The sequence below is a fragment of the Nonomuraea sp. IBHARD001 genome, assembly GCF_056106265.1.
Window position 1 is genome coordinate 7,876,455 of sequence record NZ_JBWBBW010000002.1, and the last position, 18,712, is coordinate 7,895,166.

The window sequence follows — 18,712 nt, forward strand, 5'->3', positions numbered from 1 at the left end:
TCTGAGATTGGAATCTCCATGCCGAACGTGACCGTCCGCGGCCCGGAGGCACCCCGCAACATCGAGGCCCTGGACCCGGTCTTCACCGTGTCGAACCTCAGCGTCTTCTACGGCGACTACGAGGCCGTGCGCGGCGTCGACCTGACGATCGGCAATCGTGAGATCACCGCCATGATCGGCCCGTCCGGCTGTGGCAAGTCCACCGTACTGCGCTGCTTCAACCGCATGAACGACCTGATCGCGGGCACCCGCGTGGCCGGCAAGATCACCTACCACGAAGAGGACCTGTACGGCGACCACGTCGACCCCATCGAGGTACGACGCCGCATCGGCATGGTCTTCCAGAAGCCGAACCCCTTCCCCAAGTCCATCTACGACAACATCGCCTACGGCCCCCGCGTCAACGGGGTCAAGGGCAAGATGGACGACATCGTGGAGGAGGCGCTGCACAAGGCCGCCCTCTGGGACGAGGTCAAAGACAAGATCAAGCAGAACGCGCTGTCGCTGTCCGGCGGTCAGCAGCAGCGCCTGTGCATCGCCAGGGCCATCGCGGTCAAGCCCGAGGTCATCCTCATGGACGAGCCCTGCTCCGCGCTCGACCCGATCGCGACCACCAAGATCGAAGACCTGATGCAGGAGCTCTCGCGCGACTACACGATCGTGATCGTCACGCACAACATGCAGCAGGCTGCCCGTGTCTCCGACCGCACGGCCTTCTTCACGGCCGAGGTCGACGACGCGGGCGTACGGCACGGCCGCCTCGTCGAGTTCGACGAGACCAGCCGTATCTTCACCAACCCCACGGACAAGCGCACCGAGGACTACATCACCGGTCGCTTCGGCTGATCGTTTCTATTGGAGGATCCGCGTGATCCAGCCGCATGCGGCACCCGAAGTGGACGGGGACACGACCACGGCGCCCGTGCTGCTCGTCGCCGACCCTGACGACAGCGTCGTCCAGGAACTAGCCGCGGCCCTCGAACGCGAGGGGGTCGCGGTCACCGGCGTGTCCGACGGGGCCCAGGCGCTGATCCAGGCCGGGGCCCTGCAGCCCGATGTCGTCCTGATCAGTGCCGGTCTGCCGGTGATAGGCGCGGTCGAATTCGTCCGCGCCCTCCGCCTTTCCCGGGCCGTGCCCCTGCTGCTCGGCGTCGGCGAAGGGCATGCCGAACAGGCCGTGCAGGCGCTGGCCGCAGGCGCGACCGCGTGTGTGGCCAGGCCGTACCGGGTGCCCGAGCTTCTGCCGTTCATCCAGGCCGCGTCCGCGTCGTCGGCGGGCGCGGACGTGCGCAAGGTGCTGACGGTCGGCGCGGTCGAGCTCGACGTGCACGCCTACCAGGTCCGTGTCTCCGGCAGGGCCGTGCACCTGCCGCTGCGCGAGTTCGAGCTGCTGCACTATCTGATGCGCAACGCCGATCGCACGGTGACGCGCGAGCAGATCATGCGGCACGTCTGGAACGCGGCCGAAAGCACCTCGACCAACACCATCGCGGTACACGTCAAACGCCTACGCGCCCGCCTCGGCGACGACGACGACCAACTCATCCAGACCGTACGAGGAGTCGGCTACCGCCTCATCACCCCCACCTGATCCGTACTTCGGGCTCAGACGTGCATGGTGCGGGTTCAGCACGTGCGAAGTGCCCGCATCGTCCGTATCCGCAGTGCGGGTTCAACACGTGCGCAATGCCCGCATCATCCGCGACGCGACGCCCTCCACGGTCGCGATCCCGTCGTCCACCTGCGCGCTGCCCTCGGTCAGTACGGCCAGCGCGTAGTCGTGGCCCCTGCTGCGCAGGCGTCCCACTGTGACGACCGCCCAGCGCTTGCCGGAGACGCGCTTCAGCCAGCCGTTCTTCTGGGCCACCTGGTCGCCCTTGCATGCCGCCGCGCGCACGCCCCAGTCCTGGCCCGCGACGACCGTGCTCATCAGCCTCAGCACCTGCCGCCTGTCGTCCTCGATCAGCGGGCCGCCCGGTGTGCCCAGTGCGGCCATCAGTCTGACCTGGTCGTCGGCCGAGGTCCTGGTGATGCCCCAGCAGTACAGATCGACGCACGTGCCGTCGATGCCCACCGTATGCCGCAGGCCGAGCCGCCTGCCCGCCTTGGTGAAGCCGCTCGCACCTCCGATGCGCCGCCACAGCCGGTCGGCCGCCTTGTTGTCGCTGTACCTGATCATGAGATCGGCGTCACGTCTGGTCGCCTTGCTCAGCTTGGACCAGGGGGTGTCGAGGAGGACAGCCACCAGGATCTGCACCTTCGCACTGCTGGCGGTGATCATGCGTTCACTCGCGTGGTAGCGGTAGGTCCGCCCCGTGGTCAGGTCCTTGACCGTCGCCGTCACCGGTCCGTGGTGGCCCGTCTTCACCAGGAAGGCGTCGAGCCGCCTGGCGAGGGCTTTGGACGACAGGGGCGGCTCCGGTTCCTCGACCGGACGTTCGTCCGGAGGCGGCGGCGTAAGCGCGTTCCCGCGTGCGGTGACCTGAGGTTTGTGCGTAGTGAGCGGGGCCCTGTGCATGGCGACCAGGGCCTCGTGCGCAGTCAGCGGGACCTGCGGCGCGGCGCCCAGGGCTCCGTCCCCGGCGAGCGGGCCCCTGTGCACGGCGACCGGGGCTTCATCCGCAGTGAGCGGGACCTGCTGTGCGGCGAGTGGGCCGGGGGCAGGTCGCACGGGTGGCGGTGAGGCCACGGCGGTCAGGCCCGGGCAGAGGCCCAGCAGTACGGCGACGACCACGCGCGGCAGGTGGACGAACATCTGGCCCAGCTCCTTAGCTAGCCCTCATTGCTCGACTTATCCCGAAATCTCGACTTATCCCGAAATATAGAGCTATCCCGTGATCAGGAGGGCGGCGTCCCGAGGATGGCGCCGAACTGGGCTCTCGCCGCATCCGGGTCGAATCCCTCCAGACCTGCACGCATCAGGTCGTCGGTCTGGCGCGTCGCGTCCGCCTGTGCTCGTCGTACCGCTTCGAGGGTTTCGGACGCCAGGGTGGCACTGTCCAGGCGGGAGGCGCGTGGGGCGAGGATGACCTGCAGGATGCGGCCGTCGGCGGTGGAGGTCGCCGTCACCAGTCCGGAGTCGCCGACGCCGGTACCTACGATCGCGACGAGATCGTCGCCTGCGGCCTCGACCCAGGCGGCCATACGCTCGGCCTCGTCGGCTGAGCGGGCGAGGTCTTCGTGTGTGGGCTCGTCCATCGTGTCTCCGCTGGGGGTGGGAGGAGGTTGGGCGGTCGGGCGCTGTTCGAGGCTCGGACTGCCAAGGGATGCTGGGGGCTATTCGAGACGGTCGGCGACGAGGTCGACGCATTCGCGGACGAGGGATTCGTCCAGGAGGGCGGGCAGGGTGTCGGCGAGCGCCATCGCGCCCGCCATTGCCTCGCGCGCCTGCTGTCCGGCCTGGTCCTGGGCCGACTGGATCGCGGTCGTGAGCTCCCGGCCGAGGGTGAGGTGGTCCAGGCGCAGGGCGCGGGGGTTGATCCGGATGTCGCCGATGGCGCCGCGCCCGCCGGAGGTCGCACGGATCAGGCCTTCGGCGGCCTCGCCTTCGGCGGCGATCCGGGCGATCACGGCCTCGGCCTTGCGTAGTTCCGTCAGGACATGGTCGGCCCGGCTGAGGTGATCTTCGAGGAGCTCCTCCAGAGCCCGCTGGTGTTCGGCGAACTCACCGCCCTTCTGCTGCACCATTTCTCCCCTCTTTGCGGCCCCTCTGACTAAAAGTCACGATATATAGATCAATCCTGCGAAAGGAAGATTTCATACTGGGTCAGGCTTCTTGATCGACGCTAGTGTCCGGGACATGAGTTCCGGATTCGAGATCGACTCGGCCCAGCTGTCGAGAGATGCCGCCCGGATGGACGGCCACGGGATGGACTACACCGCCGCGGTCCAACGCCTCACCGAGCGCGACAGCGGTGGAGCCACCTGGGGGCACGGCCCACTGATCGACATCTTCCGCCGCGCCTACATCTCCTGTACGGAGGCCGGTGTCGAAACCCTGGTCAAACTGGGCGACGTGACCGGCAGAACAGGCGAAGGCCTGCGCGAGACCGTACGCAACGTCCGCGACGCCAACGAGGCCTCATGGCAGTGATGCTGCCGCCGGGGGCCGACCTCGGGCTGTCCCTGCTCGGCATCCCCTGGCCGAACGTCAACGAGGACGAGATGCGCCTGGACGCCCAGGCCTGGCGTGTGGTCACCGCGCACTCCGACGGGGCCGCGCTCGGCGCGGAGGGCACGGTGGCGGGCACGCAGGCCTCCTACCGGGGCGACTCGGCCACCGAACTGGCCGCCTACTGGCAGGAGACCGGCTCCTCCGGCGGGCACATGACGCAGGCGAGCAGCGCCATGCGGGTCGCGCCCGTCGCCCTCGACGGCACCGCCATGGTGGTCACCGCGACCAAGGTGGTCGTCGCCACCGCCGCCGTGTGGACGACCGTACGGGTGGTGCGGTCGATGTACTTCGGCGGGCCGCTCGGCCTCGCCTCCGCCGGGGCCAGCGTACGATCGGCCCAGGTCGTCACCCGCAAAGCCGTACGCGAGGCGAGCGACGGCATCGGCGGCAAGCTGGCCACCGGGCTCGTCCGCAAGATGGGCAACCCGCTGCGCCGTATCCTGCAGAGCCTGCGCGCCCCCGGCCATGGCGGCCCGGTCCTGGCCGGTGCCGGAGGGCCGCGCGTGCCGCTGACCAAACAGAGCCCGTTCAACGGCATCCTGCAGATGGCGAAAAAGAAGAAGAAGCCCCTCAACCAGGAGAACCGCACCGGCCACCGCAGCGGCGGCAGCCGAAACACCAGGGACAAACACCAGAAGGGCGACGCACACGGCGGCAGACGCAACATCCCCCAGAACCCGAACAAGCGCAAGAAGCCAAAGGACGAGGGCAAGTGACCAACCCCGAGACCCCGTTCACCGAGCCCCCCTGGAAACCTGAGCCCTCCTCTGAGGCCGAGCGGCCCCCGGAAGCCGAGCTCTCGTTGGGAGCCGAACTACCCTCGGAGGCCGAGCTCTCTTTTGGGGCCGAGCCCCGCGATGAGCACGGCTCCCCGGCATACGCGAAGCCCCGCCCTCCGCACGCCGAGCCGTCATCGGAACACGACCTCCCCCTGGAAACCGAACCTCCCTCGGAAACCGAACCTCCCTCGGAAGCCGAGCCCCCCTTGGAAGCCGAGCCCTCCTTGGCAAGAGCGCGCAGGCTCACCGCACTCGGGCTGCACGAGGAGGCCGCGGCCCTGTATGAGGACGCGGTCGCGAGCGGCCTGCCCCATGCCGCTGCGGCCTACGGCGAAGCGCTCATCGAGGCGGGCGAACTGGGCAAGGCCGAACAGGTGCTCGGCGCGGCCGTGGCCAGGGGTGAGGAAGACGCCTTCGACTGGCTCTGCGACGTCCTGCTGGCGACCGATCGACCGGTCGAGGCCGCCCGCCTGCTCGGCTACGCCGCCTCCCCCCATGCCGCCCTCCGGGCCGCGGCCATCTGGGCGGACTTCGTCGGCGACCGGGCCGAGGCGGAGGAGAGCTACCGCAAGGCCGTCGACCAGGGTGCCGCCGGTGCGCTCAACGACTACGGCTCCTTCCTCGCCGACGACGACGACCGCCTGGAAGAGGCCGAACAGATGTTGCGCCGAGCCGCCGCCGAAGGCGACGCCCTGGCCTTCAGCAACCTGGGCGGCCTCGAACTCGACCGAGGCAACCCCGACGAGGCCGCCACCTGGCTCCGCCAGGGCCTGAACGCCGAAGGCGCCGCCGGATCCCCCATCCTGCTCAAACTCGCCCAAGCCGAAGAACGCCTCGGCCACCCCACCGAGGCCCGAGCCCACTACGACAGCGCCGTCTCCGAAGGTATCCCCGGTGCCCTCGTCGCCCGAGCCCGCTTCCACTCCGACCAGGACGAACGCGCAGCCGCCGAGGCCGACTTCCTGTCCGCGATCACCCAGGACGAGGAAGGCGCCCTCTACCACTACGCCGAATTCCTGGACGCCTACGGCCGCGACGACGAGGCCATGACCTTCTACCGCCAGGCCATCACCGCCGGCTCCGACGCCGCATACGCCGACCTCGCCCGCCTCCAACTGGAACACGGCGACCACAGCGAGGCCGAGCCCCTACTCCTGGCCGGCATCGAGGCAGGCTGGCTGGACGCTTTGCTGACGTACGCGGAGCTGCTGCGGGACCTCGGGCGCGGGGAGGAGGTCGCCGGACTGGTCGGGAAGGCAGTGTCGCTGGGGGCTACGACCGAGGAGATCGAGAGCCTCGGGGGGTAGTCCCGAGGCGCAGGGGCGTCATCCGGGGATTCCCTGTACGGCACGAGTGCGCCCCGCTCGGGTGGGCCAAAGGCCACAGCAAAGCGAAAGCGGCCAGGCCGGGCATCGGGCGTGACGAGGATCGGGCGGATGCCCGATCCTCGTCATCAGAAACCGGCAGGCGGCAGGCGGCAGGTACATGGGAAAAGGTGGCCTGGTTGGTGTCAATCGTCCTGATGCCTGAAGGTCTCCCCCGGAGGGCCGCGCGCTGGGGCCAGGCAAGCCAGAGACTGCTACAGGGATGCGAGCGATTTGGATGAGGGCGGCGGGGATGCGGGCGATCGCGGCAGTCGGCCGACGCTCGCGCGTCACTCGCCGCACTCAAGCGTCACCTAAGGACTCGCGCGTCATGGCGTAGCCCCAAATAGGACAGCCTCAGATGGCCGACACGTCCACCCACACCCTGCCTACGGCCCACCCAATTCCCACCGCACCTTGCCCTGCATAGCTCCCACGCCTCCCCACCGCATCTCCCGCCCGCGCCCTCACCCCACTCCCCCACCCTCACCTGCCCTCGTCGCTCAGCCCTCGTCGGCCGGCCCGCACCTCGCCCAACCTCCCGCCCTAACGCCCTCCCCCCCGTCTGGCCTCGCCCGCTCTCTCCCACAAACGGACCGCCAGACCAGAACGCCAGACCAGAACGGCAGGCAGGAACGTCAGACCGTGACCCCAGTGGCGTTCAGGCGAGCAATGGTGTCGTCGTCGCATGTGGACCAGAAAGCACCAACGACATCCTCCAAATGAGTCATGGAGTCCGCACGGAACAGCACATCCTGATATTTCGTAATGTCATAAGTCGTGTTCCCCATGGCGTGAAGATCCAGAGGACGGATGTCCATCCCGCGGAACTCCTCGATCTCGCCATAGGACGACAGAATGCCGGCACCGTACGCCCGCAGTTCCCCGCCCTCCTGCATCACGCCGAACTCCAGCGTGAACCAGAACACCTTGCTGATGAACTCCAGCGACTCCTCCCGCTCCACCCGGCGCGCCGCGGCCCCGGCCAGTCGGTACAGCGCCGCGAAACGGTCGGCCGCGAGGGCGTTCGCATGGCCGATCACCTCGTGGATGACGTCCGGCTCCGGCGTGTAGAACGGCACGGAATGGTGGCGGATGTACTGCGTCGAGTGGAAGTACCCGTCAGCCAGTACGCCGTAGAAGTCGCGCAGCGGCACCAGACCGGCGGCCGGTAGGTAGCGGAAGCCGGTCAGCGGCTCCAGTGCGACACTGACCTCCTCCAACTGCGGAATGCGCTCGGCGGGCAGTCCGAGTCGCTCGGCGCCCTCCAGGTACTCCTTGATGGCGTACTTCTCGTGCTTGACCGCCAGCTCCTTGGTGACCATCGCCCAGACGTCGTGCTCCTGGCCGGTGTACTCGGCCACGGGGATCGGCTCTCCCCTGCGGTGGTTGAGCGCCAGGCCGGCGATGGCGTTGCGGCGATCCCGGTACACCGGGTCGGCGAACCCCGGGTGCCCTGCGGACAGCTCGACCACGACCGAGCCGTCGTCCTGGGTGGAGATCGGGGCGAAATACTGCGCTTCCTCGAACATGCAGTAGATGACAGCAATATCCGCTTTCGCTGGCAAGAGCGAGCAGTTCTACTGGTCGTTCCGCCGAGTTTCAGCCCGTACGAGCGGCTAAGCTCTGGTCGAATCGCACAGTCCTCGAAGGGAGGCTCCCATGGTGATCGACTCGTTGGACGCCCGGCTGCTGTCCACCATGCGTGATCATCCGCGCATCGGCCTGACCGAGCTCGCTCGGCTCCTGGGTGTCGCCCGAGGGACCGTCCAGGCACGTGTGGAGAAGCTCACCGCCCGAGGTGTGATCGCCGATTTCGGTCCGACCGTCGACCCTGCGGAGATCGGCTATCCGATTCTGGCCTTCGTCTCCCTGCAGATCGCCCAGGGCCGCCTGCGTGAAGCAGTGGTGTCGCTGCGCGAGATCCCGGAGATCCTCGAAGCGCTGGGTACCAGTGGCACCTCCGACCTGCTGTGCCGCGTGGTCGCCCGCAGTACGGAACACCTTCAGGAGATCATCGCCACCGTGCTCGCCTCGCCGGCCATCCAGCGCACCGACACGACGATCGCCCTGTCGTCTCAGATCCCGTACCGAATCCAGCCCCTCCTGGACTCAGCTCATCGCTGAACCGCCGCACTTTTCGGTACAACGCAAAAAGGGCCACCCCGCACAAGCAGGGTGGCCCTTCTCGAAAGATTGTCCGGCGGCGACCTACTCTCCCACACCCTCCCGAGTGCAGTACCATCGGCGCAGTAGAGCTTAACTTCCGGGTTCGGAATGTAACCGGGTGTTTCCTCCACGCTATAACCGCCGTAACACTATGAAACTGTCAAACAGACCAGCTGTTTGTGGTTTCAGAATTGCCTAGTGGACGCGAGCAAAAGTTGCTTTGTGGTCAAGTCCTCGGCCTATTAGTACCGGTCAGCTCCACACGTTACCGTGCTTCCACCTCCGGCCTATCAACCCAGTCGTCTACTGGGAGCCTTACCCACTCTCATGGTGGGAGACCTCATCTCAAGGCGAGCTTCCCGCTTAGATGCTTTCAGCGGTTATCCCTTCCGAACGTAGCCAACCAGCCGTGCTCCTGGCGGAACAACTGGCACACCAGAGGTTCGTCCGTCCCGGTCCTCTCGTACTAGGGACAGCTCCTTTCAAGTCTCCTGCGCGCGCAGCGGATAGGGACCGAACTGTCTCGCGACGTTCTAAACCCAGCTCGCGTACCGCTTTAATGGGCGAACAGCCCAACCCTTGGGACCTACTCCAGCCCCAGGATGCGACGAGCCGACATCGAGGTGCCAAACCATCCCGTCGATATGGACTCTTGGGGAAGATCAGCCTGTTATCCCCGGGGTACCTTTTAGCCGTTGAGCGACGGCGCTTCCACATGCCACCGCCGGATCACTAGTCCCAGCTTTCGCTCCTGCTCGACCCGTCAGTCTCACAGTCAAGCTCCCTTGTGCACTTACACTCGACACCTGATTGCCAACCAGGCTGAGGGAACCTTTGGGCGCCTCCGTTACTCTTTAGGAGGCAACCGCCCCAGTTAAACTACCCACCAGACACTGTCCCCGATCCGGATCACGGACCAGGGTTAGACGTTCAAAACGACCAGAGTGGTATTTCACCAATGACTCCACCACCACTAGCGTGACAGCTTCACAGTCTCCCACCTATCCTACACAAGACGTTCCAAACGCCAATGTCAAGCTGTAGTGAAGGTCCCGGGGTCTTTCCGTCCTGCTGCGCGTAACGAGCATCTTTACTCGTAGTGCAATTTCGCCGGGTCTGCGGTTGAGACAGCGGGGAAGTCGTTACGCCATTCGTGCAGGTCGGAACTTACCCGACAAGGAATTTCGCTACCTTAGGATGGTTATAGTTACCACCGCCGTTTACCGGCGCTTAAGTTCTCAGCTTCGCGACTTACGTCGCTAACCGGTCCCCTTAACGTTCCGGCACCGGGCAGGCGTCAGTCCGTATACATCGTCTTACGACTTAGCACGGACCTGTGTTTTTAGTAAACAGTCGCTTCCCCCTGGCCACTGCGACCCCCACCAGCTCCAGGCGCAAGGCCTATCACCAGCAGAGGTCCCCCTTCTCCCGAAGTTACGGGGGCAATTTGCCGAGTTCCTTAACCACAGTTCACCCGATCGCCTTGGTATTCTCTACCTGACCACCTGAGTCGGTTTAGGGTACGGGCCGCCATAACACTCACTAGAGGCTTTTCTCGGCAGCATAGGATCATCCACTTCGCCACAATCGGCTCGGCATCACACCTCAGGCTGTATGAGACGCGGATTTGCCTACGTCTCGCCCTACATGCTTACCCCAGGAACAACCATCGCCTGGGCTGGACTACCTTCCTGCGTCACCCCATCGCTTACCTACTACCCGATCGGTCCGAGCGTTCACCCCACCCAAGCCCGAAGGCTTTAGGAAAGGCTAAGGACTCTTAGCATCACGAGGTTCAGTATGGGCGCGTTAAAGCGGGTACGGGAATATCAACCCGTTGTCCATCGACTACGCCTGTCGGCCTCGCCTTAGGTCCCGACTTACCCTGGGCGGATTAGCCTGGCCCAGGAACCCTTGGTCATCCGGCGCGAGGGTTTCTCACCCTCGATTCGCTACTCATGCCTGCATTCTCACTCGTGTACGCTCCACGGCTAGATCACTCTGCCGCTTCACCGCAGCACACGACGCTCCCCTACCCATCCACACCTTGCAGTGTGAATGCCACGACTTCGGCGGTGTACTTGAGCCCCGCTACATTATCGGCGCGGAATCACTTGACCAGTGAGCTATTACGCACTCTTTCAAGGGTGGCTGCTTCTAAGCCAACCTCCTGGTTGTCTCTGCGACTCCACATCCTTTCCCACTTAGCACACGCTTAGGGGCCTTAGTCGGTGATCTGGGCTGTTTCCCTCTCGACTACGGAGCTTATCCCCCGCAGTCTCACTGCCACGCTCTCACTTACCGGCATTCGGAGTTTGGCTGACGTCAGTAACCTTGTCGGGCCCATCGGCCATCCAGTGCTCTACCTCCGGCAAGAAACACGTGACGCTGCACCTAAATGCATTTCGGGGAGAACCAGCTATCACGGAGTTTGATTGGCCTTTCACCCCTACACACAGGTCATCCCCCAGGTTTTCAACCCTGGTGGGTTCGGTCCTCCACGAGGTCTTACCCTCGCTTCAACCTGCCCATGCGTAGATCACTCCGCTTCGGGTCTACAGCATGCGACTCAAACGCCCTATTCAGACTCGCTTTCGCTACGGCTCCCCCACACGGGTTAACCTCGCCACACACCATAACTCGCAGGCTCATTCTTCAAAAGGCACGCAGTCACATCACACACCAGACAAGCTGGTGCAAGCTCCTACGGCTTGTAGGCACACGGTTTCAGGTACTATTTCACGACCCCTCACCGGGGCGCTTTTCACCTTTCCCTCACGGTACTTGTTCACTATCGGTCATCAGGGAGTATTTAGGCTTACCAGGTGGTCCTGGCAGATTCACACAGGATTTCTCGGGCCCCGTGCTACTTGGGATCCCCTCAAACAGTCCAAAAGGTTTCGCCTACCCGGCTCTCACGGTCTACGGCGCCCCTTCCCAGAGGCTTCGACTACCCAAAGGATTTATCACTGTCCGGAGAAGCGGCAGCTCCTCCAAGAGGGTCCCACGACCCCGCATGCGCAACGCCTGCCGGCTATCACACGCAAACGGTTTAGCCTCATCCGCTTTCGCTCACCACTACTCACGGAATCACTCTTGTTTTCTCTTCCTACGGGTACTGAGATGTTTCACTTCCCCGCGTTACCACCAACCGCCCTATACATTCAGGCGGAGGCAACACCACATGACTGGTGCTAGGTTTCCCCATTCGGAAATCCCCGGATCAACGTCTGATTGGCGACTCCCCGAGGCTTAACGCAGCCTTCCACGTCCTTCATCGGCTCCTGATGCCAAGGCATCCACCGTGTGCCCTAAAAAACTTGGCCACAAAGATGCTCGCGTCCACTATGCAAATCTCAAACAACAAACAGCAACCAAACCCGACCCGCCATCAGACCACCACCCCGAAGAAGAGGCGATGCGATCTGGCAGGAGGATGGCCCTGAATGAGGCTCCAACAGACAGCGAGCCCGCCTCAGCGGGCCCGACCGGTCCGTTCCCTCAGGACCCAACAGTGTGTTCCAGACCTGGCCCGAACCCCCGGAAACCCCGTTCCCACTCCCTCACAAGGAGGGCGGTACTAGCGGCCCGGCGACCCGGTCCAGCTGACTAGCCAGTGCTCCACTAATGAGCTGCCGTGTGCAGAACATTCGCCTGCAATCACAGCGTAGACCAGGTCGTTAGACCCAGCCGGTGCTCCTTAGAAAGGAGGTGATCCAGCCGCACCTTCCGGTACGGCTACCTTGTTACGACTTCGTCCCAATCGCCAGCCCCACCTTCGACCGCTCCCCCCCTTACGGGTTGGGCCACGGGCTTCGGGTGTTGCCGACTTTCGTGACGTGACGGGCGGTGTGTACAAGGCCCGGGAACGTATTCACCGCAGCGTTGCTGATCTGCGATTACTAGCGACTCCGACTTCATGGGGTCGAGTTGCAGACCCCAATCCGAACTGAGACCGGCTTTTAGGGATTCGCTCCACCTCACGGTATCGCAACCCTCTGTACCGGCCATTGTAGCATGTTTGCAGCCCAAGACATAAGGGGCATGATGACTTGACGTCATCCCCACCTTCCTCCGAGTTGACCCCGGCAGTCTCCCATGAGTCCCCAACCCTCCGAAGAGGTTGCTGGCAACATGGAACAAGGGTTGCGCTCGTTGCGGGACTTAACCCAACATCTCACGACACGAGCTGACGACAGCCATGCACCACCTGTCACCCAGTCCGAAGAGGGCACCATCTCTGATGCTTTCCGGGCGATGTCAAGCCTTGGTAAGGTTCTTCGCGTTGCGTCGAATTAAGCAACATGCTCCGCCGCTTGTGCGGGCCCCCGTCAATTCCTTTGAGTTTTAGCCTTGCGGCCGTACTCCCCAGGCGGGGCGCTTAATGCGTTAGCTCCGGCACGGAATCCGTGGAAGGACCCCACACCTAGCGCCCAACGTTTACAGCGTGGACTACCAGGGTATCTAATCCTGTTCGCTCCCCACGCTTTCGCTCCTCAGCGTCAGGTAAGGCCCAGCAAGCCGCCTTCGCCACCGGTGTTCCTCCTGATATCTGCGCATTTCACCGCTACACCAGGAATTCCGCTTGCCCCTACCTACCTCTAGCCGGCCCGTATCCACCGCAGAACCCGAGTTAAGCCCGGGTCTTTCACGGCAGACGCGACCAGCCACCTACGAGCTCTTTACGCCCAATAATTCCGGACAACGCTTGCGCCCTACGTATTACCGCGGCTGCTGGCACGTAGTTAGCCGGCGCTTCTTCTGCAGGTACACGTCAACTTCGTCCCTGCTGAAAGAGGTTTACAACCCGAAGGCCGTCATCCCCCACGCGGCGTCGCTGCGTCAGGCTTCCGCCCATTGCGCAATATTCCCCACTGCTGCCTCCCGTAGGAGTCTGGGCCGTGTCTCAGTCCCAGTGTGGCCGGTCGCCCTCTCAGGCCGGCTACCCGTCGTCGCCTTGGTAGGCCACTACCCCACCAACAAGCTGATAGGCCGCGAGCCCATCCCCAACCGAAACAACTTTCCACACACAGACCATGCGATCGTGTGTCATATCCGGTATTAGACCCAGTTTCCCGGGCTTATCCCAGAGTCGGGGGCAGGTTGCTCACGTGTTACTCACCCGTTCGCCGCTCGAGTACCCCGAAGGGCCTTTCCGCTCGACTTGCATGTGTTAAGCACGCCGCCAGCGTTCGTCCTGAGCCAGGATCAAACTCTCCAAACAATGCTTGGAAATGTTTCACCCGGCTGATACTGCATGTATCAACCAAAGGAATCCATCACACCCACAATGTGAGCGCGACGGGGTTGTGCATCATGCACTGGCTTTTAACACACTGTTGAGTTCTCAAGAAACGGACGCGTACACCCTCGACCACCAGGTGGCGTTCATTCCGTCGTTGTGTCTCAATCTTAGCTCATCCGCCGTTTTTGTGTCAAACCCGGAGGCTTTGTCACAATCCCGTCAAACACGCTAGGATTTCGATCACCCCGTTTCCGGGGCAACCCCTCTAACTTACCAGAGGAACCGGACAGGTGCGAACTAAGCACACTTTCCGGGACGAACCGGTGAAATCTTGGGGTTTTGCGCGGCATGCGCTGGGCTTCGCCCTCGTCCGCCGCACAGAGGAAACCTTAGCAGCACTCCCGGAGCGCTCGGGCAACTTGATAGGCATTCCCTCCCCTGGAGCGCCCAAACTCCTGATCTTTCCGGTCTACCGGACGACATCCCGGGCTCCAGCAAGCGGTTGTCAAGTCATCCGCAATCACCCCCCGGTACGAAGTAAGCACGAGCCCACTGCGCCCGCAGAGTAAGTGCCCGTGGAGGTGTCCTCATGACCCGCTCAGAGTTCGACGACATCCGCGCCTACATCGACGCGGAGGCGGACCACGCCGGTGACCTGCTGATTGTCGCGCGCACGCTGCTGGAAGACCTGGAACACGCGCGCATGCGTGAGGCCATGCTCCGCAGTCACTACCTGCGTCTGCTCACCGCGGCGCGGGCGACGGTGGCGGCCGACCACCTGGGTGAGTCGGATCCGCTGTCCTACGTCACCCACGAACTGGCCGAACACGGTCAGCTGCCGCTCGACGGCGAAGCCGTGCACCGCGTGCTGGCCGACGCGCGTATGGCGGCGAGCCTGCTGGCCAGCCTTGAGCAGGCGCCCGTCCGATCGAGCGGCCCGCGTCTGCGTCGATGCGTCGGCACCAGCCGTTCCCTCCCCCGCTGAACCCGGCCGGCCCGGCCCGCGCCGGGCCGAGCCGCCCATGACCGGACCACCGCTCCCGCGGCCGGTTCGCCTCCTGGCCCCGGCCCTCCCCGGGGCCAGGAGACAACTCCCCTGGACCTTGGAGGCAACTCCCCTGCCAGGAGACAAGCCAGCGGACAAATGGGACTGGCCTGACCCGGTCTTGGATCAACGACTGCGAGACTGCTCGCATGGTGCAACGGGGGTTGAACTGGGCCGCGATCGTGCTCGTCTTCTGCTTCGGCGTGTTGTGGCTGGGCGTCGTGCTGTTCGCCGCCGTCGACACGGCCGTGTGGATACGCGTGGCGCAGGCGGCGTTCGGCGCCCTGCTCGCCGGCTGGGCCGTACAGAAGGCGGCTTTGCTGGTGCGGACCCCCGCGCATGTGGCCAGGCATGCCGAGCGGGAGCGGCAGCGGCTGCTCACCGATGCCGAGGCCAGGCCGTAGGGAGCCCCTCCGATGAGCGATCAGCCGTACGACATCGGCCATGACCTGGGTGATGACGTGCAGGAGTCCGAGGTCGCGATGTACACCGACCGGTTCCCCGAACGCCACCGGATCGACGAGATCGACGACGAGGTCGACAGGGGCATCACGCACTGGGTGCACGAGGAGGACGTACGCCTCACCGACACGCACCCGGACCCGCTGAGCGAACCCCGGACGCTGGCCGAGGAGATCGAACGCGAGGACCCGGAGGACGACTGAGCCCGGGACGGCCTCAGGGCTGGAAGCGGTACCCCATGCCGGGTTCGGTCAGCAGGTGCACCGGGTGCGCAGGATCGGGCTCCAGTTTGCGGCGGAGTTGCGCCAGATACTGGCGGAGGTAGTGCGTCTCCTTGCTGTAGTACGGACCCCACACCTCCCTCAGCAGATGTTGCTGGCTGATCAGCTTGCCGGGATTGCGCAGGAGGATCTCCAGCAGGTGCCATTCGGTCGGCGTCAGCCGTACCCCGCCTGAAACGGTCTTGTCGGTCAGGTCGATCGTGTGCTCGCCGACGCGGACGACGGCGAGGTCGGCTCCGGGTGCGGTCATACGCCTGGTCACCGCCCTGATCCTGGCCAGCAGTTCGTCGATGCCGAACGGCTTGGTGACGTAGTCGTCGGCCCCGGCGTCCAGCGCCTCGACCTTGTCGCCGCCGTCGGTGCGCCCGGACAGCACGATGATGGGGACGTTCGTCCAGCCGCGCAGCCCGTGTATCACCTCGACGCCGTCGAGATCGGGCAGGCCGAGATCGAGGACGACCAGGTCGGGATGCCATTCGGCGGCCTGGCGCAACGCCGATCCGCCGTCGGCGGCCACGGCCACGTCGTAGTGCCTGGCGACCAGGTTGATCCGGAGGGCACGCAGGATCTGGGGTTCGTCGTCGACGACGAGGATGCGGGCCAGGTGCTCGGCGGGTCCGCTCACGAGGCCGCTCCCAAGCTGACGGTCATGGTCAGTCCTCCCCCTGGGGTCTCCTCAGGCGCCAGTTCGCCGCCCATGGCCTCGGTCAGGCCCCTGGACAGCGCCAGCCCGAGTCCGACACCAGTGTGATTGTCGCGATCGCCGAGCCGTTGGAACGGCAGGAACACCCGTTCGTACGCCTCGGGCGGCAGTCCGGGCCCGCCGTCGACGACGCGGATCTCCACGCAGTCGCCGAGCGAGCTCGCGGTGATGAGCACCTTCTCCGGCGCGGGGCTGTAGCGGACGGCGTTGTTCAGCAGGTTCACCAGCACACGCTCCAGCAGGGCGGGATCGGCCATGACCTCCGGCAGTCCGGGCGACACGTCGATCGCGATCCGCTCGCGCAGGGGACCGAGCTCGTCCACCGCGTGCGGAATGACCTCCTCCAGCGCCACCCGCTGCATGTCGAGGCCGAGCGCGCCGGCCTGCAGCCTGCTCATGTCGAGCAGGTTCAGGACCAGGCGCTCCAGCCTGACCAGCGACTCGTCGGCCGTGGCGAGCAGTTCGCCCCTGTCCTCGGGGCTCCAGGTGATCTCGGTGCTGCGCAGGCTCTCCACCGCGGCCTTGGCCGAGGCGAGCGGTGTGCGCAGGTCGTGGCTGACGGCGGCGAGCAGGGCGGTGCGCATCCGGTCCGCCTCGGCCAGCGGCCTGGCCCGGTCGGCCACCTCGCGCAGCCGTTCCTGGCGCAGCGCGACCGCGGCCTCGGCGGCGAACGCCTCCAGCACCCTGCGGTCGGCGGCGTCGAACAGCCTGCCGTGTACGGCGAGCACGAGCCGTTCGTCGATCACCACATCGGTGTCGGCCGCACCGGGCCCCGGGCACGGCGGACCGGCCGTGGCGACGATGCGCCATTCGTCGGGATCGTCGGCGCCGCGCTCCAGCAGTGTCACCGAGGTGAGCGCGTAGATCTCCTTGAGCCTGGCCAGCAGCGAGGCCAGCGCCGACTCCCCGCGCAGCACGTGCCCGGCCAGCGTCGAGAGCACCTCGGCCTCGGCCCTGAGCCTGGCGGCCTCACGCGTGCGCCTGGCGGCGAGGTCGACCACGGTGCTGACCATGGCCGCGACCAGGATGTAGACGCCGAGCGCGAGAAGGTTCTCCGGATCGGCGACGCCGAGTGTGCGAAGCGGCGGTGTGAAGTACCAGTTCAGCAGCCCGAACCCGAGCACCGCGGCGGTCAGCGCCGGCCACATGCCACCGACGAGCGAGACGCCCACGACCACCAGCAGGAACATGAGGATCTCGCTGGGAAAGGACACGATCGGCCCGAGCGGCATCAGCACGGCCGTCAGCAGCGGCACCCCGGCCAGTGCCATGATCCACCCGGCGATCCTGCGCCCGCGCGACAACGAGGCCCGCGAGCGCGAGGGCGTCGCGGCGCGCAGCCCGATCTGCTCGTGGGTGACCATGTGCACGTCGATGCTGCCCGACTTGGCGGTCACGGTCGCACTGACCCCGCGCGAGAGCAGATGCGCGAGCCTGCCCCTGCGCGAGGCGCCGAGCACGAGCTGGGTGGCGTTGACACCGCCCGCGAAGTCGAGCAGCGCCTGCGGCACGTCGTCGCCGACGACCTGGTGGTAGCTGCCGCCGAGGCTCTCCACCAACGCCCGCTGACCGATCAGCCCCGCAGGGTCGGCGGGCCCGGCGATGCCGTCGGCCCTGGTGACGTGTACGGCCAGCAGGTCGGCGCCCTTGCCGCGCGCCGCGATGCGGGCGGCACGCCGTACCAGGGTGTCGCCTTCGGGGCCGCCGGTCAGGGCGACGACGACGCGTTCGCGTGCCTCCCAGGTGGCGGCGATGCCGTGCTCGGCGCGGTAGCGGCCGAGCTGGTCGTCCACCCGGCCCGCCACCCAGAGCAGGGCGAGTTCGCGCAGGGCCGTGAGGTTGCCGACCCTGAAGTAGTTCGACAGGGCGGCGTCGACCTTGTCCGGCCCGTAGACGTTGCCGTGCGCGATGCGCCTGCGCAGGGCCTCGGGCGACATGTCGACGAGCTCGATCTGGTCGGCCCTGCGTACGGCCTCGTCGGGCACGGTCTCGCGTTGCGGCACTCCGGTGATCTGGGTGACGACGTCGTTGAGCGACTCCAGGTGCTGCACGTTGACCGTGGTGACGACGTCGATCCCGGCGTCGAGCAGCTCCTCCACGTCCTGCCAGCGTTTGGCGTTGCGCGAGCCCGGCACATTGGTGTGGGCCAGCTCGTCGACCAGGACGACCGCGGGCGCCCTGGCCAGTGCGGCTTCGACGTCGAACTCGGTGAAGACGGCTCCCCTGTGCGTGAGCGTGCGCCTGGGCACGGCTTCGAGCCCGTCGAGCAGCTCGGCCGTACGCGGGCGGTCGTGGGTCTCGACCAGGCCGACGACGACGTCGGCGCCGCGTTCGCGTCGTCTGCGGCCTTCGCCGAGCATGGCGTAGGTCTTGCCGACGCCGGGGGCGGCGCCGAGGTAGATACGCAGCCGCCCTCGTGCCACGTCGTCCGCCTCCTCCGCCTGCTCGCCTCGCCTTCCAGGCTACGACCGCCCGCCCGGCGTGGCGGAC

At 65.7% G+C, this 18,712-nt stretch carries 15 protein-coding genes and 3 rRNA genes; 9 read left to right on the top strand and 9 right to left on the bottom strand.

Annotated elements, in window-relative coordinates; genetic code table 11:
* The first annotated feature begins 18 nt into the window (after positions 1 to 18).
* Together pstB and ACTWNK_RS37415 are read left to right on the top strand one after the other, a co-directional pair.
* Positions 19 to 846: a phosphate ABC transporter ATP-binding protein PstB gene (gene pstB, locus ACTWNK_RS37410; RefSeq protein ID WP_474311108.1), complete on the top strand. Its 828-nt coding sequence runs from the start codon at positions 19 to 21 to the stop codon at positions 844 to 846.
* Positions 847 to 868: 22 nt separating this feature from the next.
* Positions 869 to 1,591, top strand: a complete 723-nt coding sequence (locus ACTWNK_RS37415) for a response regulator transcription factor (protein WP_474309642.1) — start codon at positions 869 to 871, stop codon at positions 1,589 to 1,591.
* 81 nt (positions 1,592 to 1,672) lie between these two features.
* Here the strand turns inward: ACTWNK_RS37415 and ACTWNK_RS37420 are convergent, their stop codons facing one another.
* The 3 genes from ACTWNK_RS37420 to ACTWNK_RS37430 all read right to left on the bottom strand — a co-directional run bounded on the left by ACTWNK_RS37420 (position 1,673) and on the right by ACTWNK_RS37430 (position 3,687).
* A complete protein-coding gene (locus ACTWNK_RS37420) occupies positions 1,673 to 2,755 on the bottom strand; it encodes a serine hydrolase (RefSeq protein WP_474309643.1) in 1,083 nt (360 codons plus the stop codon).
* An 83-nt stretch (positions 2,756 to 2,838) separates the two neighbouring features.
* Positions 2,839 to 3,198: a YbaB/EbfC family nucleoid-associated protein gene (locus tag ACTWNK_RS37425; RefSeq protein ID WP_474309644.1), complete on the bottom strand. Its 360-nt coding sequence runs from the start codon at positions 3,196 to 3,198 to the stop codon at positions 2,839 to 2,841.
* Positions 3,199 to 3,276: 78 nt separating this feature from the next.
* Positions 3,277 to 3,687: a YbaB/EbfC family nucleoid-associated protein gene (locus ACTWNK_RS37430; protein WP_474309646.1), complete on the bottom strand. Its 411-nt coding sequence runs from the start codon at positions 3,685 to 3,687 to the stop codon at positions 3,277 to 3,279.
* Between the two features lie 112 nt (positions 3,688 to 3,799).
* Between ACTWNK_RS37430 and ACTWNK_RS37435 the strand changes: the two genes are divergently transcribed.
* The 3 genes from ACTWNK_RS37435 (at position 3,800) to ACTWNK_RS37445 (ending at position 6,260) form a co-directional block, all read left to right on the top strand.
* Positions 3,800 to 4,093: a hypothetical protein gene (locus tag ACTWNK_RS37435; RefSeq protein ID WP_474309647.1), complete on the top strand. Its 294-nt coding sequence runs from the start codon at positions 3,800 to 3,802 to the stop codon at positions 4,091 to 4,093.
* The gene (locus ACTWNK_RS37440; protein ID WP_474309648.1) at positions 4,084 to 4,890 is read left to right on the top strand and encodes a hypothetical protein; all 807 of its coding nucleotides are present in this window, start codon (positions 4,084 to 4,086) and stop codon (positions 4,888 to 4,890) included. Before ACTWNK_RS37435 ends, ACTWNK_RS37440 begins: the two co-directional genes overlap by 10 nt.
* 287 nt (positions 4,891 to 5,177) lie before the next feature.
* Complete coding sequence (locus ACTWNK_RS37445; RefSeq protein WP_474309649.1) at positions 5,178 to 6,260, top strand: tetratricopeptide repeat protein; 1,083 nt, start codon at positions 5,178 to 5,180, stop codon at positions 6,258 to 6,260.
* A 695-nt stretch (positions 6,261 to 6,955) separates the two neighbouring features.
* On the opposite strand, the gene ACTWNK_RS37450 is transcribed toward ACTWNK_RS37445, so the two are convergent.
* Positions 6,956 to 7,849, bottom strand: coding sequence for a phenylalanine 4-monooxygenase (locus ACTWNK_RS37450; protein ID WP_474309650.1), 894 nt, complete (start codon positions 7,847 to 7,849; stop codon positions 6,956 to 6,958).
* 130 nt (positions 7,850 to 7,979) lie between these two features.
* On the opposite strand from ACTWNK_RS37450, the gene ACTWNK_RS37455 reads away from it, so the two are divergent.
* Positions 7,980 to 8,444, top strand: coding sequence for an Lrp/AsnC family transcriptional regulator (locus ACTWNK_RS37455; RefSeq protein ID WP_474309651.1), 465 nt, complete (start codon positions 7,980 to 7,982; stop codon positions 8,442 to 8,444).
* Between the two features lie 71 nt (positions 8,445 to 8,515).
* Here ACTWNK_RS37455 and rrf read toward each other — a convergent pair.
* From rrf to ACTWNK_RS37470, 3 genes are all read right to left on the bottom strand, one after another.
* A 5S ribosomal RNA gene (rrf, locus tag ACTWNK_RS37460) occupies positions 8,516 to 8,632 on the bottom strand.
* A 76-nt stretch (positions 8,633 to 8,708) separates the two neighbouring features.
* Positions 8,709 to 11,812: ribosomal RNA gene (locus tag ACTWNK_RS37465) — 23S ribosomal RNA — on the bottom strand.
* A gap of 378 nt (positions 11,813 to 12,190) precedes the next feature.
* Positions 12,191 to 13,710 (bottom strand): 16S ribosomal RNA (locus ACTWNK_RS37470).
* Together the 16S, 23S and 5S rRNA genes form the textbook arrangement of a ribosomal RNA operon.
* Positions 13,711 to 14,320: 610 nt before the next feature.
* Between ACTWNK_RS37470 and ACTWNK_RS37475 the strand changes: the two genes are divergently transcribed.
* From ACTWNK_RS37475 to ACTWNK_RS37485, 3 genes are all read left to right on the top strand, one after another.
* The gene (locus ACTWNK_RS37475) at positions 14,321 to 14,716 is read left to right on the top strand and encodes a hypothetical protein (protein WP_474309652.1); all 396 of its coding nucleotides are present in this window, start codon (positions 14,321 to 14,323) and stop codon (positions 14,714 to 14,716) included.
* A 209-nt stretch (positions 14,717 to 14,925) separates the two neighbouring features.
* Positions 14,926 to 15,180, top strand: a complete 255-nt coding sequence (locus ACTWNK_RS37480) for a hypothetical protein (protein ID WP_474309653.1) — start codon at positions 14,926 to 14,928, stop codon at positions 15,178 to 15,180.
* Between the two features lie 12 nt (positions 15,181 to 15,192).
* On the top strand, positions 15,193 to 15,441 hold the full coding sequence (locus tag ACTWNK_RS37485; RefSeq protein WP_474309654.1) for a hypothetical protein: 249 nt from the start codon (positions 15,193 to 15,195) through the stop codon (positions 15,439 to 15,441).
* 13 nt (positions 15,442 to 15,454) lie between these two features.
* Here the strand turns inward: ACTWNK_RS37485 and ACTWNK_RS37490 are convergent, their stop codons facing one another.
* Entirely contained in the window at positions 15,455 to 16,123 is a 669-nt protein-coding gene (locus tag ACTWNK_RS37490) for a response regulator (protein WP_474311109.1), read from the bottom strand.
* A gap of 17 nt (positions 16,124 to 16,140) precedes the next feature.
* Positions 16,141 to 18,645, bottom strand: coding sequence for a DUF4118 domain-containing protein (locus ACTWNK_RS37495; RefSeq protein ID WP_474309655.1), 2,505 nt, complete (start codon positions 18,643 to 18,645; stop codon positions 16,141 to 16,143).
* Positions 18,646 to 18,712 lie beyond the last annotated feature (67 nt).